This window comes from Micromonospora parathelypteridis (genome assembly GCF_014201145.1).
Classification (GTDB): domain Bacteria; phylum Actinomycetota; class Actinomycetes; order Mycobacteriales; family Micromonosporaceae; genus Micromonospora; species Micromonospora parathelypteridis.
On the sequence record NZ_JACHDP010000001.1, the window covers coordinates 872,824 to 889,480 of the forward strand.

Annotated in this window: 11 protein-coding genes and 1 pseudogene; 6 read left to right on the forward strand and 6 right to left on the reverse strand. The window is 68.0% G+C overall.

What is annotated here, in order from left to right; all coding sequences use genetic code 11:
* Positions 1-23 precede the first annotated feature (23 nt).
* The gene (locus HNR20_RS03380) at positions 24-344 is read left to right on the forward strand and encodes a PadR family transcriptional regulator (RefSeq protein WP_184187915.1); all 321 of its coding nucleotides are present in this window, start codon (positions 24-26) and stop codon (positions 342-344) included.
* Between the two features lie 229 nt (positions 345-573).
* Entirely contained in the window at positions 574-1,443 is an 870-nt protein-coding gene (locus HNR20_RS03385) for a hypothetical protein (RefSeq protein WP_229687148.1), read from the forward strand.
* A 17-nt stretch (positions 1,444-1,460) separates the two neighbouring features.
* Here HNR20_RS03385 and HNR20_RS03390 read toward each other — a convergent pair whose 3' ends face one another.
* Together HNR20_RS03390 and HNR20_RS03395 are read right to left on the reverse strand one after the other, a co-directional pair.
* Positions 1,461-2,033 (reverse strand): histidine phosphatase family protein, encoded by a 573-nt coding sequence (locus tag HNR20_RS03390; RefSeq protein WP_184176402.1) that lies wholly within the window; start codon positions 2,031-2,033, stop codon positions 1,461-1,463.
* A gap of 119 nt (positions 2,034-2,152) precedes the next feature.
* Positions 2,153-2,740, reverse strand: coding sequence for a mycothiol-dependent nitroreductase Rv2466c family protein (locus HNR20_RS03395; protein WP_184176403.1), 588 nt, complete (start codon positions 2,738-2,740; stop codon positions 2,153-2,155).
* A 78-nt stretch (positions 2,741-2,818) separates the two neighbouring features.
* Here HNR20_RS03395 and HNR20_RS03400 point away from each other — a divergent pair, with 78 nt between their 5' ends.
* Complete coding sequence (locus HNR20_RS03400) at positions 2,819-3,361, forward strand: MarR family winged helix-turn-helix transcriptional regulator (protein ID WP_184176405.1); 543 nt, start codon at positions 2,819-2,821, stop codon at positions 3,359-3,361.
* Positions 3,362-3,886: 525 nt separating this feature from the next.
* Here HNR20_RS03400 and HNR20_RS03405 read toward each other — a convergent pair.
* Positions 3,887-5,002, reverse strand: a complete 1,116-nt coding sequence (locus tag HNR20_RS03405; protein WP_229687149.1) for a DUF418 domain-containing protein — start codon at positions 5,000-5,002, stop codon at positions 3,887-3,889.
* Between the two features lie 398 nt (positions 5,003-5,400).
* On the opposite strand from HNR20_RS03405, the gene HNR20_RS03410 reads away from it, so the two are divergent.
* Entirely contained in the window at positions 5,401-5,781 is a 381-nt protein-coding gene (locus tag HNR20_RS03410; RefSeq protein ID WP_184176409.1) for a hypothetical protein, read from the forward strand.
* A 206-nt stretch (positions 5,782-5,987) separates the two neighbouring features.
* Positions 5,988-6,596, forward strand: a pseudogene (locus HNR20_RS03415) (DUF4291 domain-containing protein); the annotation flags it as partial.
* A gap of 54 nt (positions 6,597-6,650) precedes the next feature.
* On the opposite strand, the gene HNR20_RS03420 reads toward HNR20_RS03415, so the two are convergent.
* Positions 6,651-7,523, reverse strand: a complete 873-nt coding sequence (locus HNR20_RS03420) for a LysR family transcriptional regulator (protein WP_184176413.1) — start codon at positions 7,521-7,523, stop codon at positions 6,651-6,653.
* 157 nt (positions 7,524-7,680) lie between these two features.
* Between HNR20_RS03420 and HNR20_RS03425 the strand changes: the two genes are divergently transcribed.
* A complete protein-coding gene (locus tag HNR20_RS03425; protein ID WP_184176415.1) occupies positions 7,681-9,015 on the forward strand; it encodes an erythromycin esterase family protein in 1,335 nt (444 codons plus the stop codon).
* 144 nt (positions 9,016-9,159) lie between these two features.
* On the opposite strand, the gene HNR20_RS03430 is transcribed toward HNR20_RS03425, so the two are convergent.
* Together HNR20_RS03430 and HNR20_RS03435 are read right to left on the reverse strand one after the other, a co-directional pair.
* Positions 9,160-10,101 carry a TIGR01777 family oxidoreductase gene (locus HNR20_RS03430; RefSeq protein WP_184176417.1) on the reverse strand — a complete coding sequence of 314 codons (942 nt, stop codon included), beginning with the start codon at positions 10,099-10,101 and terminating at the stop codon, positions 9,160-9,162.
* A 367-nt stretch (positions 10,102-10,468) separates the two neighbouring features.
* On the reverse strand, positions 10,469-16,654 hold the full coding sequence (locus HNR20_RS03435; protein WP_184176419.1) for a S8 family serine peptidase: 6,186 nt from the start codon (positions 16,652-16,654) through the stop codon (positions 10,469-10,471).
* Positions 16,655-16,657: the final 3 nt, after the last annotated feature.

Consider the following 16,657-nt stretch of genomic DNA (forward strand, 5'->3'; position numbering starts at 1 on the left):
TATATGTTGCCTTGGTGACTGAGATGCGCGAGGCCACCTTCCTGATCCTGACTGCGTTGGCCGACGAGCCGCGCCACGGTTACGGGATCATCCAGGAGGTCGCCCTCGTGTCGGACGGTCGCGTCACCCTGCTGCCGGGAACCCTCTACGCCGCCCTGGACCGGCTGGTCGCGCAGGGCCTGGTCGAGCTCAGCCACGAGCAGGTCGTCGACGGCCGGCTGCGCCGGTACTACCGGTTGCAGGCCGACGGCCGTGCTGAGCTCGCGCGCCAGACGGAACGGCTGCGCCAGCTGGCGTCCGCCGCCGAATCCCGGCTGCGCGTCCTACGGCCCAACCTCGCCTGACCCCGACTGTCGCAGCGTCCTGGGAGGACTCATGCACCGCTGGCTACTGCTGTCCTACCCGCGCGACTACCGTCGAACGCGCGGCGCAGAGATCCTCGAGACGGTGCAGGACATCGCACCCACCAGCCGAGGTGCGCGGGTTGCGGCGAATCTCGTACGTCACGGCCTGCGCACCCGCTTGGGGCGACCAGCAAGTCGTACGGTGGTCGTCTGGGCATCGGTCTTCACGGTGGCCTGCGGTCTGTTCGCCGCGTCGTTCGGCACCTGGCTCACCTGGCTCGGCTCCCGCCCGCTCGACCACAACGAGCTGGCCGTCGCAGTCAGTCAGCTGTATCCGGACAAGCAGGTGAGTCACATCGACACGGACGACCCGCCCTCCGTGTTCATCATCTACGGCAGTCCGCTGAGCTGGAGCTTCGCTTCCGATCTGCTGATGGGTGACGGCGGCGAATATTCGCTGGCCGGGCTCGGCGCGTCCTTCGAGCAACTGCCGGCCGACAGCCGTCCGCGGGTTCTCGCCGAGCTTCGACAGCGACTCCAGGCCGCCGGATGGGACCACGCCGAGCCGGTCTACTCCAACGCCTACGAATGCATTCCTGACGATCCGCGCTGCGATCCTGCCTCGATACCCTCCAACATCACGGTGTACGCGCAGCGTGACGACAACGTCCTCGAAGTACACATCTACGACGACAGCACGACGCCGAAGATGGACTTCGCCATGACCCGGTCGACCCCGTCGAGCGCGTATCCCGTCGGCGTTGTCGCCTTCGTGCTGGGCACGCTGAGTGGCTGGTGCCTGTTCGGCTGGGCCAGTCGACGCACGGAGGGGCGCCCTCCGCTGACCCAGGGGACGGCGAAACTCCTGTTCGGCGTCGCGGTGTTCCTGTGGTGGGCACCGATTCTGCTGAGTGCGCCACTGGTGCTCTTGCACCACCTACGTGAGCCGCATTTCCGCTGGCATCCAATGTGGGAATGGCTCGGCCAGCCCACCTTGTCGCTGCCGTTCCTCTGCGGCTGTCTCATGCTGGCCCTCGCGCTGGGCCTTGCCGCGCTACCCCAGCGCCAGCCGGCCGACCAGACGCTCGCGCACCGTTGAACCACTCCGCCAATCGGCTACAGGTGCCCGGTGTCGTTGAAGCTGACCAGGGTCGGCGGGCGATCGGAATCCCACTGCACGATGGTGATCGCGCAGTTGTCCTGGTTGAGGCCGATCCAACGCCAGTCCGGAGCGTCGAGGACGTGACGGACGAACCAGCCGATCACGAAGTTGTGTGTGATCAGCAGTTCGTTCCGGTCCTGCTCGCCGGTCACACCGAAGTGTTCGACAGCGGCTCGCAGGGCGACGGCGTCCTCGTCCCGCTCGTTCGCGGGCACACGGTCCAGCCAGGAATGCGACCGGTCCGGGTACCGGCCGCGTTGCCCGGCCGAGGGCACCGGCGTTCGATCCACCACGAAGTCGCAGGCGTGTCTGGGCACGCGTGCGAGGTGGCCACCGACGATGTCGGCGGTCTGGGCCGCTCGGGTGATCGGGCTGTGGTGGATCGCCGCGAAAGGCACCGTACGCAGCCGCCGGCCCAGCTGATCCGCCTGCTCGCGGCCGAGGGGTGAAAGACCTCCGCCGGAGGCGTGGTTGGAGTCCGGATCCTGCTCACCGTGGCGGACGAGGTACAGCTTCGTACGAGCCATCGACACGCACCTCCGATCAGTCTTCGGTGAAGATCACAATAGACCGCGCGGAGGCGAATGATCCCGGCCGGGCTGTCGACGGCCTCCCGCTACGCTTCTCCCTGGTGGCCGTGGCGTGACTACGCGAAAGTGAGGCCACCGGACCGGGCTCGTTTGAGTTCGGAGAAGGACCGGCAGTCGGCGAGCAGGCGGGCGCCGTCGAAGACGCGCAGGGCCTCCTCCCCGCGGGGGATCGAGGTCAGCACGGGGCCGAAGAAGGCCACGTCGTCGACCACGACCGTCGGGGTGCCGAGGTCCTCGCCCACGAGTTGCTGTGCGCGGGCGGTGCTCGCCCGCATCTGCGGGTCGACGTCGCTCCGGTGGGCGGCGTCGGCCAGGTCGGCGGGAAGGCCGGCCTCGGCCAGGGCCAGCGGGACGACGGTGTCGAAGTCCTTGTCGCCGTCGTCGTGGATCCGGCGGCCGAGCGCCGGGTACAGACGCGCGAGGGCGGCCGGGCCGTGTTGTGCGGCTGCCGCCACGCACACCCTGGCCGGACCCCACGCCCGGTCGTTGAATTCGCGGTACCAGGGCTCCAGGTCGCGATGCTCGTTGATCACCGCGAGGCTCATCACCTCGAACCGCAAGTCGAGCGGCCGCAGTTGCGCCACCTCCATCAGCCAGCGAGAGGTGATCCAGGCGAAGGGGCAGGACGGATCCACGTATGCCATGACCACCGGGATCGACGTTCGGGGCGAGTTGTCTTCCACGGAAGACAAATTACCTTCCTCGGAAGGTAAGATGCAACCGTGGATGACGACCGAATCGCCGAGATCGTTGGCCAGTGGTCTCGTGAGCGACCGGACCTCGACCCCAGCCCGTTGCTGATCATCGGTCGCATCCAGCAGATCGCCGCCGTACTCGATGCGGCCCTGCGGCCACCGTTCGCCGCCGCGGACCTCGGCAACGGCGACTTCGACGTCCTCGCGGCGCTGCGCCGGGAGGGCGAGCCATACACGCTCACGGCGGGCCAGTTGAGCCAACGGATGCTCGTGACCACCGGAGCGGTGACCAAGCGGGTGGACCGGTTGATCGCCCACGGGCTCGTGTCACGCTCGGTCTCCGCGGCCGACGCACGCGGCAGAGTGGTCGGGCTGACTCCCGCCGGGGCGGCGTTGACCGACCGGCTGATCGAGGAACATCTGGCCAACGAGGCGGCCATCCTTGGTGGACTCAGTGACAGCGACCGCAGAACGTTTGAACGGCTACTGGCAGCGATGACCCGGACCCTGGCCTCCGGCGATTTTCAGCCCGAGGGGATGACTCACCCGGAAGCACCGACGCAGCGCTGAGGGCTCAGTCGGCGCACCAGGCAGGTTCACCGACCGGTGATCGGACGTGCGGTATCCGCCACACGCCGATCAGTAGGTCCAGCGGTCTGCAGCGCAGGCCTAGCTGGGTGTGGCCTCGGGCGCCCTGTCTCGGGGCGCCGGATCGCCCGCTGGGGCCGATCGCGCGGAACGCCGAGGACGCGCGGTTGCGGCGACGATGGCGGCTGTGCCGCACAGGATCGCGGTCCACGCCAGAGTGACGGCGGCCGAGGCGCCGTCGGCGAGGACACCGGCGATCCAGGGGCCGGCGGTTTGACCGGCAGCGAAGAGCACGATGAAGGCCGAGAGTGCGCCGGTCCGATCGGCCGGCGGGGTGCCGCCCTTAATGAGGGCGGCGGCGGGAATGCCCACGAACGTCGCTCCGCAGATGATCGCCGAGGCGAGGATGACCGGCGGTGTGGGCGTAGGAAGGCGATGTAGGTGATGTGACCGGCGGCGAACAGCACGCGGGCCGGGGCGATTCGAGACAGTGGACGTACCGGCCCGTCATGCCGGGTCCGCGGCCCGCAGCCGTGGCCACTGCTGCTCGGTCCAGGCCCGCAACAGCCACTCGACCGGGCCGTACCGGAACCGGGCCATCCACGCCGCGCTCGCGGCGAGCTGCACACAGTAGATCGCGACCGCGATGAGTACGACGACCGGAGGTGCGACGGCACCGGCGAGGCCCAGCCCGACGCCGGTGAAGACCAGCACGCAGAGCAGCGACTGACCCAGGTAGTTCGACAGGGACATCCGGCCGGCCGGCGCGAGTACGGCGACAATCCGCCGCCCCCGGTCGGTCTGGAAGAACTGGAGCAGGGTGGCGCCGTACGCGGCCGCGAGCAGCGGCGCGGTGAGCACGCCCGCCGTCAGCCCGGTCAGGTTGGCGGTGCCGCCACCCGTCGCGAAGATCACCGCACCGGCCAGGCCGACCGGATAGCCCACCTGCTGCACCCGGCGCAGGAACTGCCGGTTCTCGACGACGTTGGTAAGCAGCCGCCGCCGCCCGGCCGCGTAACCGAAGAGGAAAGCCGAGAGGGCAAGCGGCCCCTGCACGACGAGTGCGCCGAACATCGCCGGCAGCTGGCGTACGTGCTCGGCGATCACCGAGCCCATCCCGCCCTGTAGCGCCTCAGTGGACCGCTGCCCCTCCGCGAGCGCCGTCGCCTGATCGGTCACCAGCTCGGTCCCGCCCGTGGCGGCGAGCGCGAGGACGAAGCCGATCCCGCCAGTCACCAGTACGGCCGTGCGCAACGCGGTGCCGACACTGACTCCCCGCATGGCGAGCAGGACCAGACCGAGCAGTGCGTACGTGGTCAGGATGTCGCCCTGGAACAGCAGCACCGCGTGCAGGATGCCGAGCACGAAGAGCCCGGCCAGCCGTCGCCGGAATCGTGGGGCGAAGTCGACGCCGCGCCGCGCGGCGGAATCGAGCTGCAGCGTGAAGCTGTAGCCGAACAGAAAGGAGAAGAGCAGGTACGCCTTCATCGTGAAGAACAGCTCGACCAGCCACCGGACCGTCTGGTCGACCCACGAGTCGTACGCGGGATCCGGAACCAGCTGGAAAGAATAGCCGGAGGCGAAGTAGGCGATGTTGACGACCAGGATGAGAAGCAGCGCCACGGCGCGCAAGGCATCAACGTCGACGATCCGGGAGAGCGTCCCGGATGACGCTCGATTCCCGACCGGCGGGTCTTCGATGGAAGGATTCACGTGACTACCTCCGGAACGGACAGGAGTCGTGTTCGATGACTTCCCCGACCCTAGAAAGCGGCCTGTCCGGATGACAGCCAGTGAGCGGGAAGGTCGCCGGTGGGGCTGGCCCTACCCAGGCCTCGAAAGACACCGTCCTTGGCGGGAGTCACCCATCCCCTGCCATCGGACCCCTTGATCGAGAGCGCTCTTCTCAGCACGGCTGCATGCAGGCACCAGCGATCCGGACACCTTGCGTGACGAGCACGTCGCGGCAGAAGTGGATGCCGCGAGACGCCACTGCTAGCCTCCCGGCGGAGGAGGTCATTATGGAGTCCGATGAGCCGCCCGATGATGCGATGGAGGCCGCGACGGCGGACCTACTCCACCTGGGCTTTCTAGAGATCCGTTCCCTCACTGTGCCGCCACCGGAAGCCGAGCCGGCGACCGCGCTGACTCGACGTCGTGAGCGCGCAAGCATGATCGCCGACATCTGCCACCAGCTTCCTGGGCTTCTCGCGCCGCAGCGGCGCCATCAGCTCGCCGACGGGCTGCGATACCAATGGAGAACGGCGAGCGCGACCAAGCGCGAGTGGCTACGGTCCCGCTGGGACCACCTGAACTACGACCACCGCTGGCTCACCGAGGCCGCAATTACTGAAAGGACGACCACCGGCAAGCACGACCGCATCGACCGACCGCCGGTCTGACCTGTTGAACCCAGCGCTCCCTGACCTCGGAGACGGCGCCGAACCATCCACTGCGTCCCGTCATTGACGTCTCGAAAGAGGTGGCTCGCCTGTTCGAGACGCCGGTCGCCAGCAGATGCGGATGCCGCCGCAGGTTCGTTTCGGCTGGCGCTGGGGGCGCGGAATCTCGGTTGAGCAGTCGAGTCCCGATCGGTGACGATCGGGCTGTGTCCGTTCCCGCCCGTCAAATCCGCGCCCGCTACTCGGCCGACACCATCACCGTGTACCAGGCATACCCTCCGCAGATTGCGCTGCCAGCGGTGGCAGCCGGCCGTTTCGTGGCCCCCTTCAAGCGGGATCGGATGACGTGGATCAAGCCGTCATTCCTGTGGATGATGTACCGCTGCGGTTGGGCCACCAAGCCCGGGCAAGAGCACGTGCTGTCCATCGACATCATGAGAGAGGGATTTGAATGGGCGCTGGCACGAGCCAGCCTGAGCCACTACGACCGAGACCTGCACGGCGACAAGGCGACCTGGGCCCGACAACTGAAGACCAGTCCCGTACGAGTGCAGTGGGATCCGGAACGATCGCTGCACTTGACGGCACTGCCGCACCGGTCACTGCAGGTCGGGTTATCCAACGAGGCTGTCGACCGGTACGTCGATGACTGGATCGTGGCCGTCACGGACATCACCCCCACCGTCCACCGCGTCAGGGACCTTCTGCGTGGCGGCGACATACAGGCGGCAGCAGCCCACCTGCCTATCGAACATGTCTACCCGCTGCCGGTTCAGATCGCCGCCGGCCTGACCGTCAGCCCGGACTCCACCTCTGCGGGAACCAGGACGCCGCACCCATCTGACCCGTGCAAAGGGCAGCAGGCATCGCTACGTCGAGTCGACGGCTGCGGCCAGTGCGCGTACTGCCGGGGTCTCGTTGGCTGTCCGCCATACCAATGCCCATCGGCATGACGGGGCATCGCGGATGGGGACGTAGACGATTCCCGGCCACGGGTAGAAGCTGATGGCTTCACCGGCCGACCCCGAGACGACTTTTCCTGCCGCGACAGTCGACAGTATCTCGTGCCAGCTGGTGACGGTCGGCCCGCGAGGGATCGAGCGTCCGGACGGGGTGTGGAGCGGGTGGAAGACCTCCTCCATCGAGCGCGGCAGCGCCGGAAGGTCCACCACGGTGCAGTCGCCGAGATCCTCCAGGCATACCGACTCCCGTGCGGCGAGCGTATGGCCGGCGCTCATGGCGAGCAGGATATTCGACGTGTGGACCACCGGCCCGACGGTCAGGTCCGGTTCGTGCAACGGCAGCCAGACCAGCGCGACGTCCACGTCGCCGGAGCGCAGTTCGTCGAGCGGGGCGGTCGGATGAATCTCACGCAACCGCAGATCGGCAGCGGGATGACGCGCCCGGAACCGGTCCAGCACCGCGTTGATCGTCCAGGCCTGCGCACCCATGCAGCCCAGCCGTAAAACGCCGGTCACCGTGCCCGCTGCCGCGGCGGCGTCCTCGATCGCCTCGGTGATCTGCCGGTATCCGGCACTGAGCTGTTGATTCAGGTGCACACCGAGTGGCGTCAGCCGGACGGTCCTGGTCGTGCGGTCGAATAGCGCGGCCCCGACGCGCCGCTCCTGCTTCTTGATCGACTGGCTGACCCGGGCCGGGGTGATCCGCAGCCGCTCGGCTGTGCGGCCGAAGTGCAACTCCTCTGCCAGCGCGAGGAAAATCTCGATGTCGCGCAGCTCCACCAGCCCTCCCGATTGCCTCCGTTTCGCTTAACAGTACGGTGCCGAGGTTGTCGTTGATCCACTGGCCGAGGCGGCGGACGCTGGTGGCACAACTCGATCAACCGGCGGGCACCTCGTGAGCCGCGCGACGTCGATCCACCCATCCACGGAGACTCCCTTGAACCGATACACACCAGACCGCCGCCGTCTGCTCGGCGCCGCCGCCGGAACGATCGCGACCGGACTGATCGGCGTGCCCACCGGTCCGGCGCATGCCGCCGCGAGCGGTGATCCTGTCGCCACACTCCGTCGTCACGCCAACCCGCTCGGTGACCTGAGCAACCTCGTACGCGTGGTCGGCGATGCCCGAATCGTCGGACTCGGCGAGGCCAGTCACAGCGCGCACGAGTTCTTCACCCTCAAGCAGAACATTTTTGAGCGCCTCGTCGCGGCCAAAGGGTTCACCACGTTCGTGTTGGAAGCCAGCTGGCACACCGGGCTCCTTCTGGACGACTACGTGGTCAACGGCGTGGGTGACCCAGCGCAAATCATGCGTGAGGAGTTCCAGGGCCAGTACATCTTCTGGAACACCCAGGAATACCTGGACCTCATCACCTGGATGCGTCGCTACAACACCGATCGCCGTGGACAGCACGCGCTCCGCTTCGTCGGCAACGACCTCGGCTACCCCGGTCCGAGACCCTTTGAGGAGGTGCTCGGCTACCTTCGTCGCCATCGGCCCGAACTCGTCGCTCGAATCGAAGCACTGTACTCGTCGCTGAGGCCTGCCGCCGCCGTCCAGGCAGGCCCGTGGATGGGCCATCAGCTCACCAAGACGCTAGAGGCCCGCCAGGTCGACGCTGATCACGCCACCACGGCGCTCAGCCTCGTACAGGACCACGGCCGACCCATCCGCGCGGACCACCGCGACAGTCGAGCCCACGCGTGGGCGGTGCAGAACGCCGTCGCGATCGGGCAGAGCTTCACCGCGTACGCGTTCCCGGACACGCAGTTCTCCGAGCGGATGCGGTTCCGTGACCGCGCGATGGCCGACAACACCGCTTGGTGGCTGAATCACCATCACGGCAAAATCCTGCTCGCTTCCAACAACGGCCACGTCGCATACACCAGCGACGACCCCACCGAATTCCCGCAGCCGGTCGGATACTTCCTTCGCGAACAACTCGGTCCGGACTACATCAACATCGGTGTGACCTTCGGCCGGGGCACCGTGAACGCGTTGCCCGACTTCTTCACCGAACAACCGCAGACCTACACCGTCACGCCGGCGCCGCCCGGGCACAACGAGCACACCCTCGAACAGGTACACCGTCACGACTACGTCCTCGACATGCGCACCGTCCGGCCCGCGGCCCGCGAATGGCTCGGCATCGCCCGGCCCACCCGCTCCTACGGCCTGTACTGGTCCACCGACGACCCGCTCACCGCGCTGGCCCGGTCGTACGACATCCTTATCCACCTGCACGACGTTCGGGCAGCGCACCTGCGCTAACACGAACACGCGAGCGCCGACCACGGCGCCGAGGCGGCACACCCGGTCTCGGCGCCGAACGACAACAGCACTGGCACCCGACCGCTCAGTCGAAACGAACTTCCCAGACGTCGGGGACGCCGTCACCTGCGAAGCTGTCCGCCGCTAGCCTCGGCGACGCCGTGACGCCAGGTCTGCGGCCGCGGTCCGCCAATGCGGATAGGCGAAGGTGAATCCCGCATCGGAGAGCCGACCCGGGGCGACCCGCCGGCTCTTCAGCAGCAGTTCGGTGTCCGACCGCATCGCGAACGCCCCGACCCCAGCCATCCATCTGCTGGCCGGCAGACCAACCGGCATCCGCCAGGCCGAACGCAGCTCTCGCATGAATTCTCGCTGTGGCAACGGGCCGGGTGCGGCCAGGTTCACGGCCCCGGCGAGGTCGTCGCGTTCGATCAGGAATCGGATGGCGCGGGCGAAGTCCTGGTCGTGGATCCACGAGACATACTGCCTACCGCCCGCGACCGGTCCGCCGAGTCCGAGCCGCGCAAGCCAGCTCAGCACGTCGAACACGCCACTGCGGTCGGGGCTCATCACCATTGCCGACCGCAACGCAACCTTGCGGGTATAGGGAGTTGCCGCCTGTTCCTGCGCGACTTCCCAGTTTTGAGCGATCTTGACGCTGTACGCCCAGTACCCGGGCACACCGTGCTCGCCGCCGCCGATCAGACCGCCGTACTCGTCGTTGGCCGCGTCAAAGCTGTGTGCATAGATCGTTGCGGTGCTCATCTGCAGCCACACCTTGGGTGGCCGGGCCGCCTCGGCGATGGCCTCGCCGACAACCCGCGCCGACTCCACGCGCGAGCTCATCATGGCTTCGAGGTTCTCCGCGGTGTACCGACAGCTCACACTGCGCCCCGCCAGATTGATGACCACATCGCTGCCGTTGATCTGCTTGGCCCAATCGCCAAGGGTGGAGCCGTCCCAGTGAACCTGACGCTCACCCTTCGGTGAGCGCGTCAACAGCACAACGTCGTGACCATCCGCGGTCAACGCCCGGTCCAGAATCGTGCCGACCTGCCCAGTCCCACCGGGAATGACGACCTTCACAGCCCCTCCTCATCCGGCTTCGTAATTTGAACATGTTCAACCACGCTCTGAGCGTACCGCTGTGCCGGGCCGACGACCTTACGCGCCGACGCCGGTCGCGCTTGAAATGGAAGCGTGGTCAGGGGCGTGCCGGCCGCAGCATCAGGCTGGCGGCGGCGGCGAAGAGGACCAGGACGGCGGTGGCGGTCAGGCTGACGCGTAGACCGGACAGCAGGCTCGCTCAGCTGGCGACGACGGCGCCGTAGGAAACCGCAACGCAGAAAGCGCCTGCTAGCCTGCCGCAAACTCTGTAGTCGCGGTCAGAGCCTCCTCGGCAATCCTTCTCCGAGGAGGCTCTGACCGCTGTTGGCGGATAGGTTTGGCTATCTCACAGGCGCGGGTCCTGCTGGACCTTGAGGGCGTTGAGGATCGGGTCGTTCTCGCCCTTTTCGCGGCTAAGCTCGATCTTCAGATCGCCACCGGCGTGCTCGACGATGACCGTGTTCATGTCCGCGGTCAGCGCACCCACCTTCGCCTGCACGTCGTGGTCGTAGAGCGCGACCTTCCCGTCGACCAGCACATCGAAGGCACGCTTGCCCGCCTTGACCTTCTCGATCTCCGCGAAGTCGAGGGCGATTCGGTACTTCCCGGCGGGGGCGTTCTTGAACACGTAGCTGAACGTATCGCCGGTCCGCTGGGTGCGGAACAGCGCGTCGTCCTCGGTGCCGGCGATGTCGGCCCTGGTGGTACGCGCCTTGCCGCCGACGTAGCCCCAAGGCCGCGAGCCGAGCTGCTGGTCGGGCGACCAGAAGAAGCCGTCGGTGCCGACGTACCCGGATCCGCCGACGTCGACGCCCTTCCAGTAGGCCGAGGTCGCCAGGCGGACCGGCTTGAGCTGGGCCTCGTCCTTGCCGGTGTTCGACGCCACGAGCACGTCGCCGACGAGCACTCCGGGCTTGACGTCGGCGTTGTCGGCCGTCGCCGTGACCGTGGTGGACGCGCCGACCGCCAGCTTGACCGTGCCGGTTGCGGCCGCGCCCGTGAGGGTCAGCCACGGAAGGTCGGCGGCCTCGTGCCCGCCGTCGCTGGTGCGCTTCTGCTCGCTGATCCGCACCTCGAGCGGGGCCGATCCCTTGTTGGTCACCGTCACGTCGGCGGTCGCCTTCTGGTCCGGGCCGACGAGCCAGTCGAAGTCACCTCCGGTGACGGTGGCGACGCCCGTGGTCAACGCCGTGTCGACCACCTCGGCCTGATCCTTCTTGGCGATGGTCACCGGGTGACTGGCGGTGACGTAGTTCGGCGCGGACACCTCCACGATGTTTTCGCCAACCAGCGCCTGGGCCTTCCACCGGCCCTTCGCGTCGGCAGTGATGACCCGCTCACCGCCTGGCCCCTTGAGCGTGATGATCGCGCCCTCGATCGGCTTGCGGTCGTTCGCGTCGGTGACCGTTCCCTCGATCGTGCCCCCGGCCGGGAGGGTGTACTCCAGCCCCAGGCCGGCCTTCAGGATGGGCTGGTTGAAGGAGTACTGGCTCGCGGGGTTGCGGTTCAGGCTCTCCAGGCCCACCGTCGCCGACGACCCTCGGGTGAGGGGGTTGTCGCCGCCGACGCCGTCGCCGTACCCGATCTGGACCCGTCCGTCCGCGATCAGGGTGACCGAGAAGCTCACGCGAGCCGTCCGGTCGCTGTAGAAGGCGACGTTGCGCCACTCGATCACCTGCGCCGCCAGCCCGTCCACCTCGGTCGTGCCGAAGTAGATGCCTGCCTCGTCGTCGACGATGAGGTCGGCCCAGAGCGGATAGATCGCATCGATCGGGTACGGCGACGGCAGTGCGGTGTTGTTCCCCAGCGTGCTGGCGCGGTCGAAGGCCAGCGTGCCGTTCGTCGTCACGCACACCCCGTCCCAGGCCGTGTCGTAGAACGGGAACAGGAAGCTGGTGTCGAACCACAACACGCCGCAGGAGTCATCGCCGTGCCACCCGGACTCCTCCGTTCCCTGGCGGTAGAACCCGTCGGTCACCTTCATCGAGTACGAGCGACCGGCGGGCGCCACCGGCACCGATCCCGGCGCCGGCTCCTCGGGCTGAGGCTCCGGTTCCGCCTCGTCCGCGCGCGGGTCGAGCGTCACCCGCAGCGCGGCGATGGTCGGAGCCTTCAGGCCCTTCGAGCCCCGTAGCTCCACGGTCAGCGGACCGCCCTCGTGCTTCACGACGGCGGTACGCCAGTCGGCGACGTTCGGCCCGACGGCTGCGGCCGGGTCGTACGCGTACTCCGTCAGCGTTCCGTCCACGAGGACGTCGAACACCCGCTTGCCCTTGGCCACCTTCTCGATCTCGGCGAACCCGAGATCGATCGCGTAGGTGCCCTTGGGCGCGTCGGGGAAGCGGTAGAACAACTGCTTGTCCGGCGTGGTGCGCTGCGACTGGAACAGGGCGTCGTCCGTCGTGCCGGCGATCCCGGCCGTCGTGGAGGCGACCTTCGTCTTCCCCTCGTAGCCCCACGCCTTCTTGCCGGCGGGCTGGTCGGCGGACCAGGTGTAGCCGGAGCCGTCGGTGAACTTCGCGCCGCCGGCGTTGACGCCGACCTGGTACTTCGTGGTCGTGAGCGTCACCGGGACGTAGGTCTTGGACTGGCGTCCGGAGTCGGACCTGACCACGATGTTCGCGCCGAGGACTCCTGGCTTGGCGCCCTTCGAGGAGATCGAGACCTTGACGGTCGTTGACTTGCCCGGGGCAAGGGTGCCGGCGGTCGAGGAGAGCGACAGCCACGGCAGGTCGGTGAGCAGGTCGTCCTCGACGTCAACCAGCACGACGTCATCGGCGACCTGGTCGGCCGCCCACAGCGCACCGGTCGAGTCGGTTTCGAGGCCGCCGCCCTGGCCCGCCTTCTGGCCGGGGAACCACCACGCGTTCACCAGCGAGCAGTCGTCGGGGTCGACCTGCAGCAGGCGGGTGGGCCGGTTCGAGGTGAGGTCGGTGTACCAGATGGTGTCGGACGCCTGGTTGTAGGCCAGGCCCATCACCTCGGGCAGCGGCGGGGCGCAGAAGGACAGCAGCGCACCCGGGTTGTCGTGCGACGTCCCGGCGACGGTCCCGATCATGCCGTTCGCCCGGCCGCCGACGTAGAACACGTCCTCCTTCGGGTTGTAGGCGAGTCCGGTCAACTGCAGCGTGGACCAGTCACCCTTGACCTGCCGGGTTTCCTTCCCGGTCTTCCGGTCGAAGCAGTGGATGTAGCTGGCCGGGCTGTCCTCCATCTGGCACATGTCACCGGTCTTGGTGTCGAGCGCCATGTCGAACGCCCGGTACGCGGGGTTCCACGACGCGTCGAAGACCTTCCCGGTCTTCCTGCCCGTCACCGTGTAGGCGGTGTTGGTCCGCGCGTTGTAGTCGTGGACCCAGACGTCGCCGTCGTACCCGACGCCGGAGGGCTCCTTCTCCGCGATCGTGCCCGGAATGGCGATCCGGGTGATGACGTCACCGCCGGAGGTCGCGCCGACCTTGCCGGCCGCCTGTGCCTCCGCGGCCTTCGCCGTCGCCACCTTGCCGTCGACGTTCGACGGCTTCATGCCGCTCGCACCGGTCTTCCACGCGGTGAGGTCGATCGTGCTGTCCGCACCCTTCCCGGTGCGCGCGGTGGCGCCGGCGGCATCAAGGTCGGGGTGGCGCGCGGCCTCGCCCAGGTTGTACGTGAGTGGGGCGGAACCGTTGTTGGTCAGCGTCAGCGAGCCCACACCGTTCTGGTCGGTGCCCAACACGGCGTCGAGGCCGTCGGCCTTCAGGCCGGCGACGCCCGTGGTCAGACGCGCGTCGATCTTGGCCTTCGCGTAGAGCTTGCCGAGGGAGAAGGGGTAGTTCGCGGTCGTGTAGTTCGGCACGTCGACCGTCATGGTGTAGTCGCCGACGGGGAGCTGGCGATGCACGATGCCGGTCCCGTCGGTCGTGACGGCCTCGACGAGCCCACTCTTGTTCGTGAAGGAGACCTTTGCTCCGGCCACCGGCAGCCCGTCGTTCTTGTCCACGACGGTCGCGTCGAGGTACCCGAAGTCAGGCATGTCGTAGGTGACGATCATCCCGTCGTGCAGCACCGGGGCGCTGTCGGAGAACCGGATGCCGTCGACGCCGGCCCAGCCCTGTATGCCGGTGATGCCGTGAGCGCCGGCGGTCACCGGGTCGTCGGTCCCGATGCCGTCGCCGTAGCCGAAGATCACGGTGCCGGAGCGGGTGAGCGTGGCCGAGAAGCTGACCGGCTCCGTGTACTCCGACCGGATCGGATAGGCCCAGAGTTTGGCGTTGCGGAACTCGACGACGAACGCGTCCTCGCCGTTGACCTTGGTAGCTGCCGTGAAGACTCCCCCGCCCGGGGCGAACTCGACAGGAGATTGGACGTAGAACGGGAAGATGCCCGCACCGCCGCTGCCGGGTCCGGTGCCGGTGTCCGGGGAGATCACGCCGCGCAGGCTGACACCGAGAGTGTCGTGGCTGCCGTTGTAGAGCGCGATCGGGAACGGCAGCTGCACCGTCGCCCACACGCCGCTGGTGAAGGCGACCGGGGCGGTGCCGCGCAGGTATTCGCCCTCGGAGACGGCGCAGCTGTAGCCGCCCTTGTCGACGACGAGCCCGACGGGGATCTCGCGCGACTCGTTCTGCGCGCCGACGGTCAGCGGGAGGGTCGTGGGCGAGAAGCAGGCGTTGGGCTTGACGTTCAGCGTGTACCCGCCCTCGGGGACAGCGCTGATCGTGAACGCGCCGTTGGCATCGGTGCGTACCGGCTTCAGCGGCGTGTCCTTGACGGAGACGTCGGCGTTCGGGACGGGCTTCTTCTTGTCGTCGACGACTCTGCCGCTGATGTCGTGCCTCGCGGCGGCCGTGAGCGGCAGCTTGACAGAGGTGTCCTGGCCAAGGGTGATCGTGACGTTGGTGGTCGCGGTCAGGTAGCCGAAGACCTTGGTGCTGAGCTGGTAGTCGCCGACCGGGAGGTTCGTGGTGAACTTACCGTCCTTGTCGGTTCCGATCGACCGGCTGAACGGTCCGCTGATCGTCACCTCGGCGGCGGGGACCGGGGCGCCGTTGGCGGTGACGACACCGGTGAGGGTGCCGCCCTTGCGCGGCGCGAGCTCGAGCAGTCGGACGAGGTCGAGCCGACCTTCGCCGTACTTGTTGTTGAAGTCGGCGGTGCCGCCGCACTCGGTGTCGTCGACGTCGACGGCCGACTCGCCGAGCAGGCGGCGGGTCTCCTCGACCTGCCCGATGAGGGTCGGGTCGTAGCTCCACAGCGCCGCGACGGCGCCGGCGACGTGAGGGGCCGCCATCGAGGTGCCGGACATCTCGACGTAGCTGTTGTTCGGGTAGGACGATCGGACAGCGTCGCCCGGAGCGGAGATCTCGGGCTTGATCCGGTCGCCCTCACCCTCGCCCTTGCGGGAGAACGACGCGAGCGTGCCGTCCGACGCGTAGGCGCCGACGGAGTAGGCACTCTCGGCGGAGCCGGGCGAGGAGACGGTGTCGCAGGCCGCGTACGGCGTGGTGTTGCCCGATGACCAGACGCTGAAGATGCCCGCGGCGCTCCAGGCATCGTCGATGGCCTGGAAGAAGTCGTTGAAGGCGTGCTCTTCGGTTTGGCCCCACGAGTTGTTGATGACGTGCGGGCGCTTCGACGGGTCGGGGTTGCTCCCGTGGACGTCGGTCGGGGCGAGCAGCCACCAGCCGGACTCAAGCAGCGACTCGACGCCGGTGCTGTCGCAGCAGCCGTTCGTCGCGATCCACTGCGCGTCCGGGGCGACGCCGACGTGGTTGGTGCCGTCGTCGCCGACCATGGTGCCCATGGTGTGCGTGCCGTGTCCGTTGTCGTCGCACGGCGCGTCCGTGCACGTGCCCCGGGTGGCCATCCAGTTGTAGTTGTGGTCGACGGTGCCGTCGGGCTTCGTGCCGCGGTACTGGTGCATCAACGCGGGGTGGTCGAACTGGACGCCCGAGTCGAGGTTGGACACGGTGATGCCGGCACCGGTGGCGCCCATGGCCCAGGCCTCGGGGGCGTGGATGGCGTCCAGACCCCACGTGGAGGTGCCGTCCGCGGCGGTCTTCGGGGCGGCGGGGCGGGCGGCCTGGTCAGCCGGGCTCTTTTCGTCGACGGGCTTGACCAGTGCGACCTGCGGCGTCGCGTGGATCTCGGCGACCTGCACCTTCGAGGCCACGTTGAGGGCGAGCTTTTCGTTGCCCCCCTTGACCAGCACGGTGTTGGCGATCGGGTAGGAGGTGTATTTGACGCCTGCCCGGTCGAGTTCGGTGGAGACGGACGCCAGGGACTTCTTCGCCGCTGTGGTCATCGCGTCGTAGACGAACTGTCCGCGAGCGGTCCAGTCGGTGATCTTCTTCGCCGGCTCAAGGTCGGCTCTGGTGTCGAACGTGATCCAGAAGTCGGACGCCGGGGACGTACGGAAGCGGTCCTTCAGGTTCGAGGCGATCTTGTTGGCGGCGGCGCCTGGATCCGGCTCAGCGGCGGACGCCGGTGGTGCCTGAATCATGCTCAGGCCGACCGCTGCGGCAAGCGTTGCCGCGAGGGTTCTGAGTTTCATGGG

Bases quoted from the DNA above. Each gene is read 5' to 3' on its own strand.
- HNR20_RS03380 (WP_184187915.1), top strand. From the start codon at position 24: ATGCGCGAGGCCACCTTCCTGATCCTGACTGCGTTGGCCGACGAGCCG.
- HNR20_RS03390 (WP_184176402.1), bottom strand. From the start codon at position 2,033: ATGGCTCGTACGAAGCTGTACCTCGTCCGCCACGGTGAGCAGGATCCG.
- HNR20_RS03395 (WP_184176403.1), bottom strand. From the start codon at position 2,740: ATGGCATACGTGGATCCGTCCTGCCCCTTCGCCTGGATCACCTCTCGC.
- HNR20_RS03410 (WP_184176409.1), top strand. From the start codon at position 5,401: ATGGAGTCCGATGAGCCGCCCGATGATGCGATGGAGGCCGCGACGGCG.
- HNR20_RS03435 (WP_184176419.1), bottom strand. From the start codon at position 16,654: ATGAAACTCAGAACCCTCGCGGCAACGCTTGCCGCAGCGGTCGGCCTG.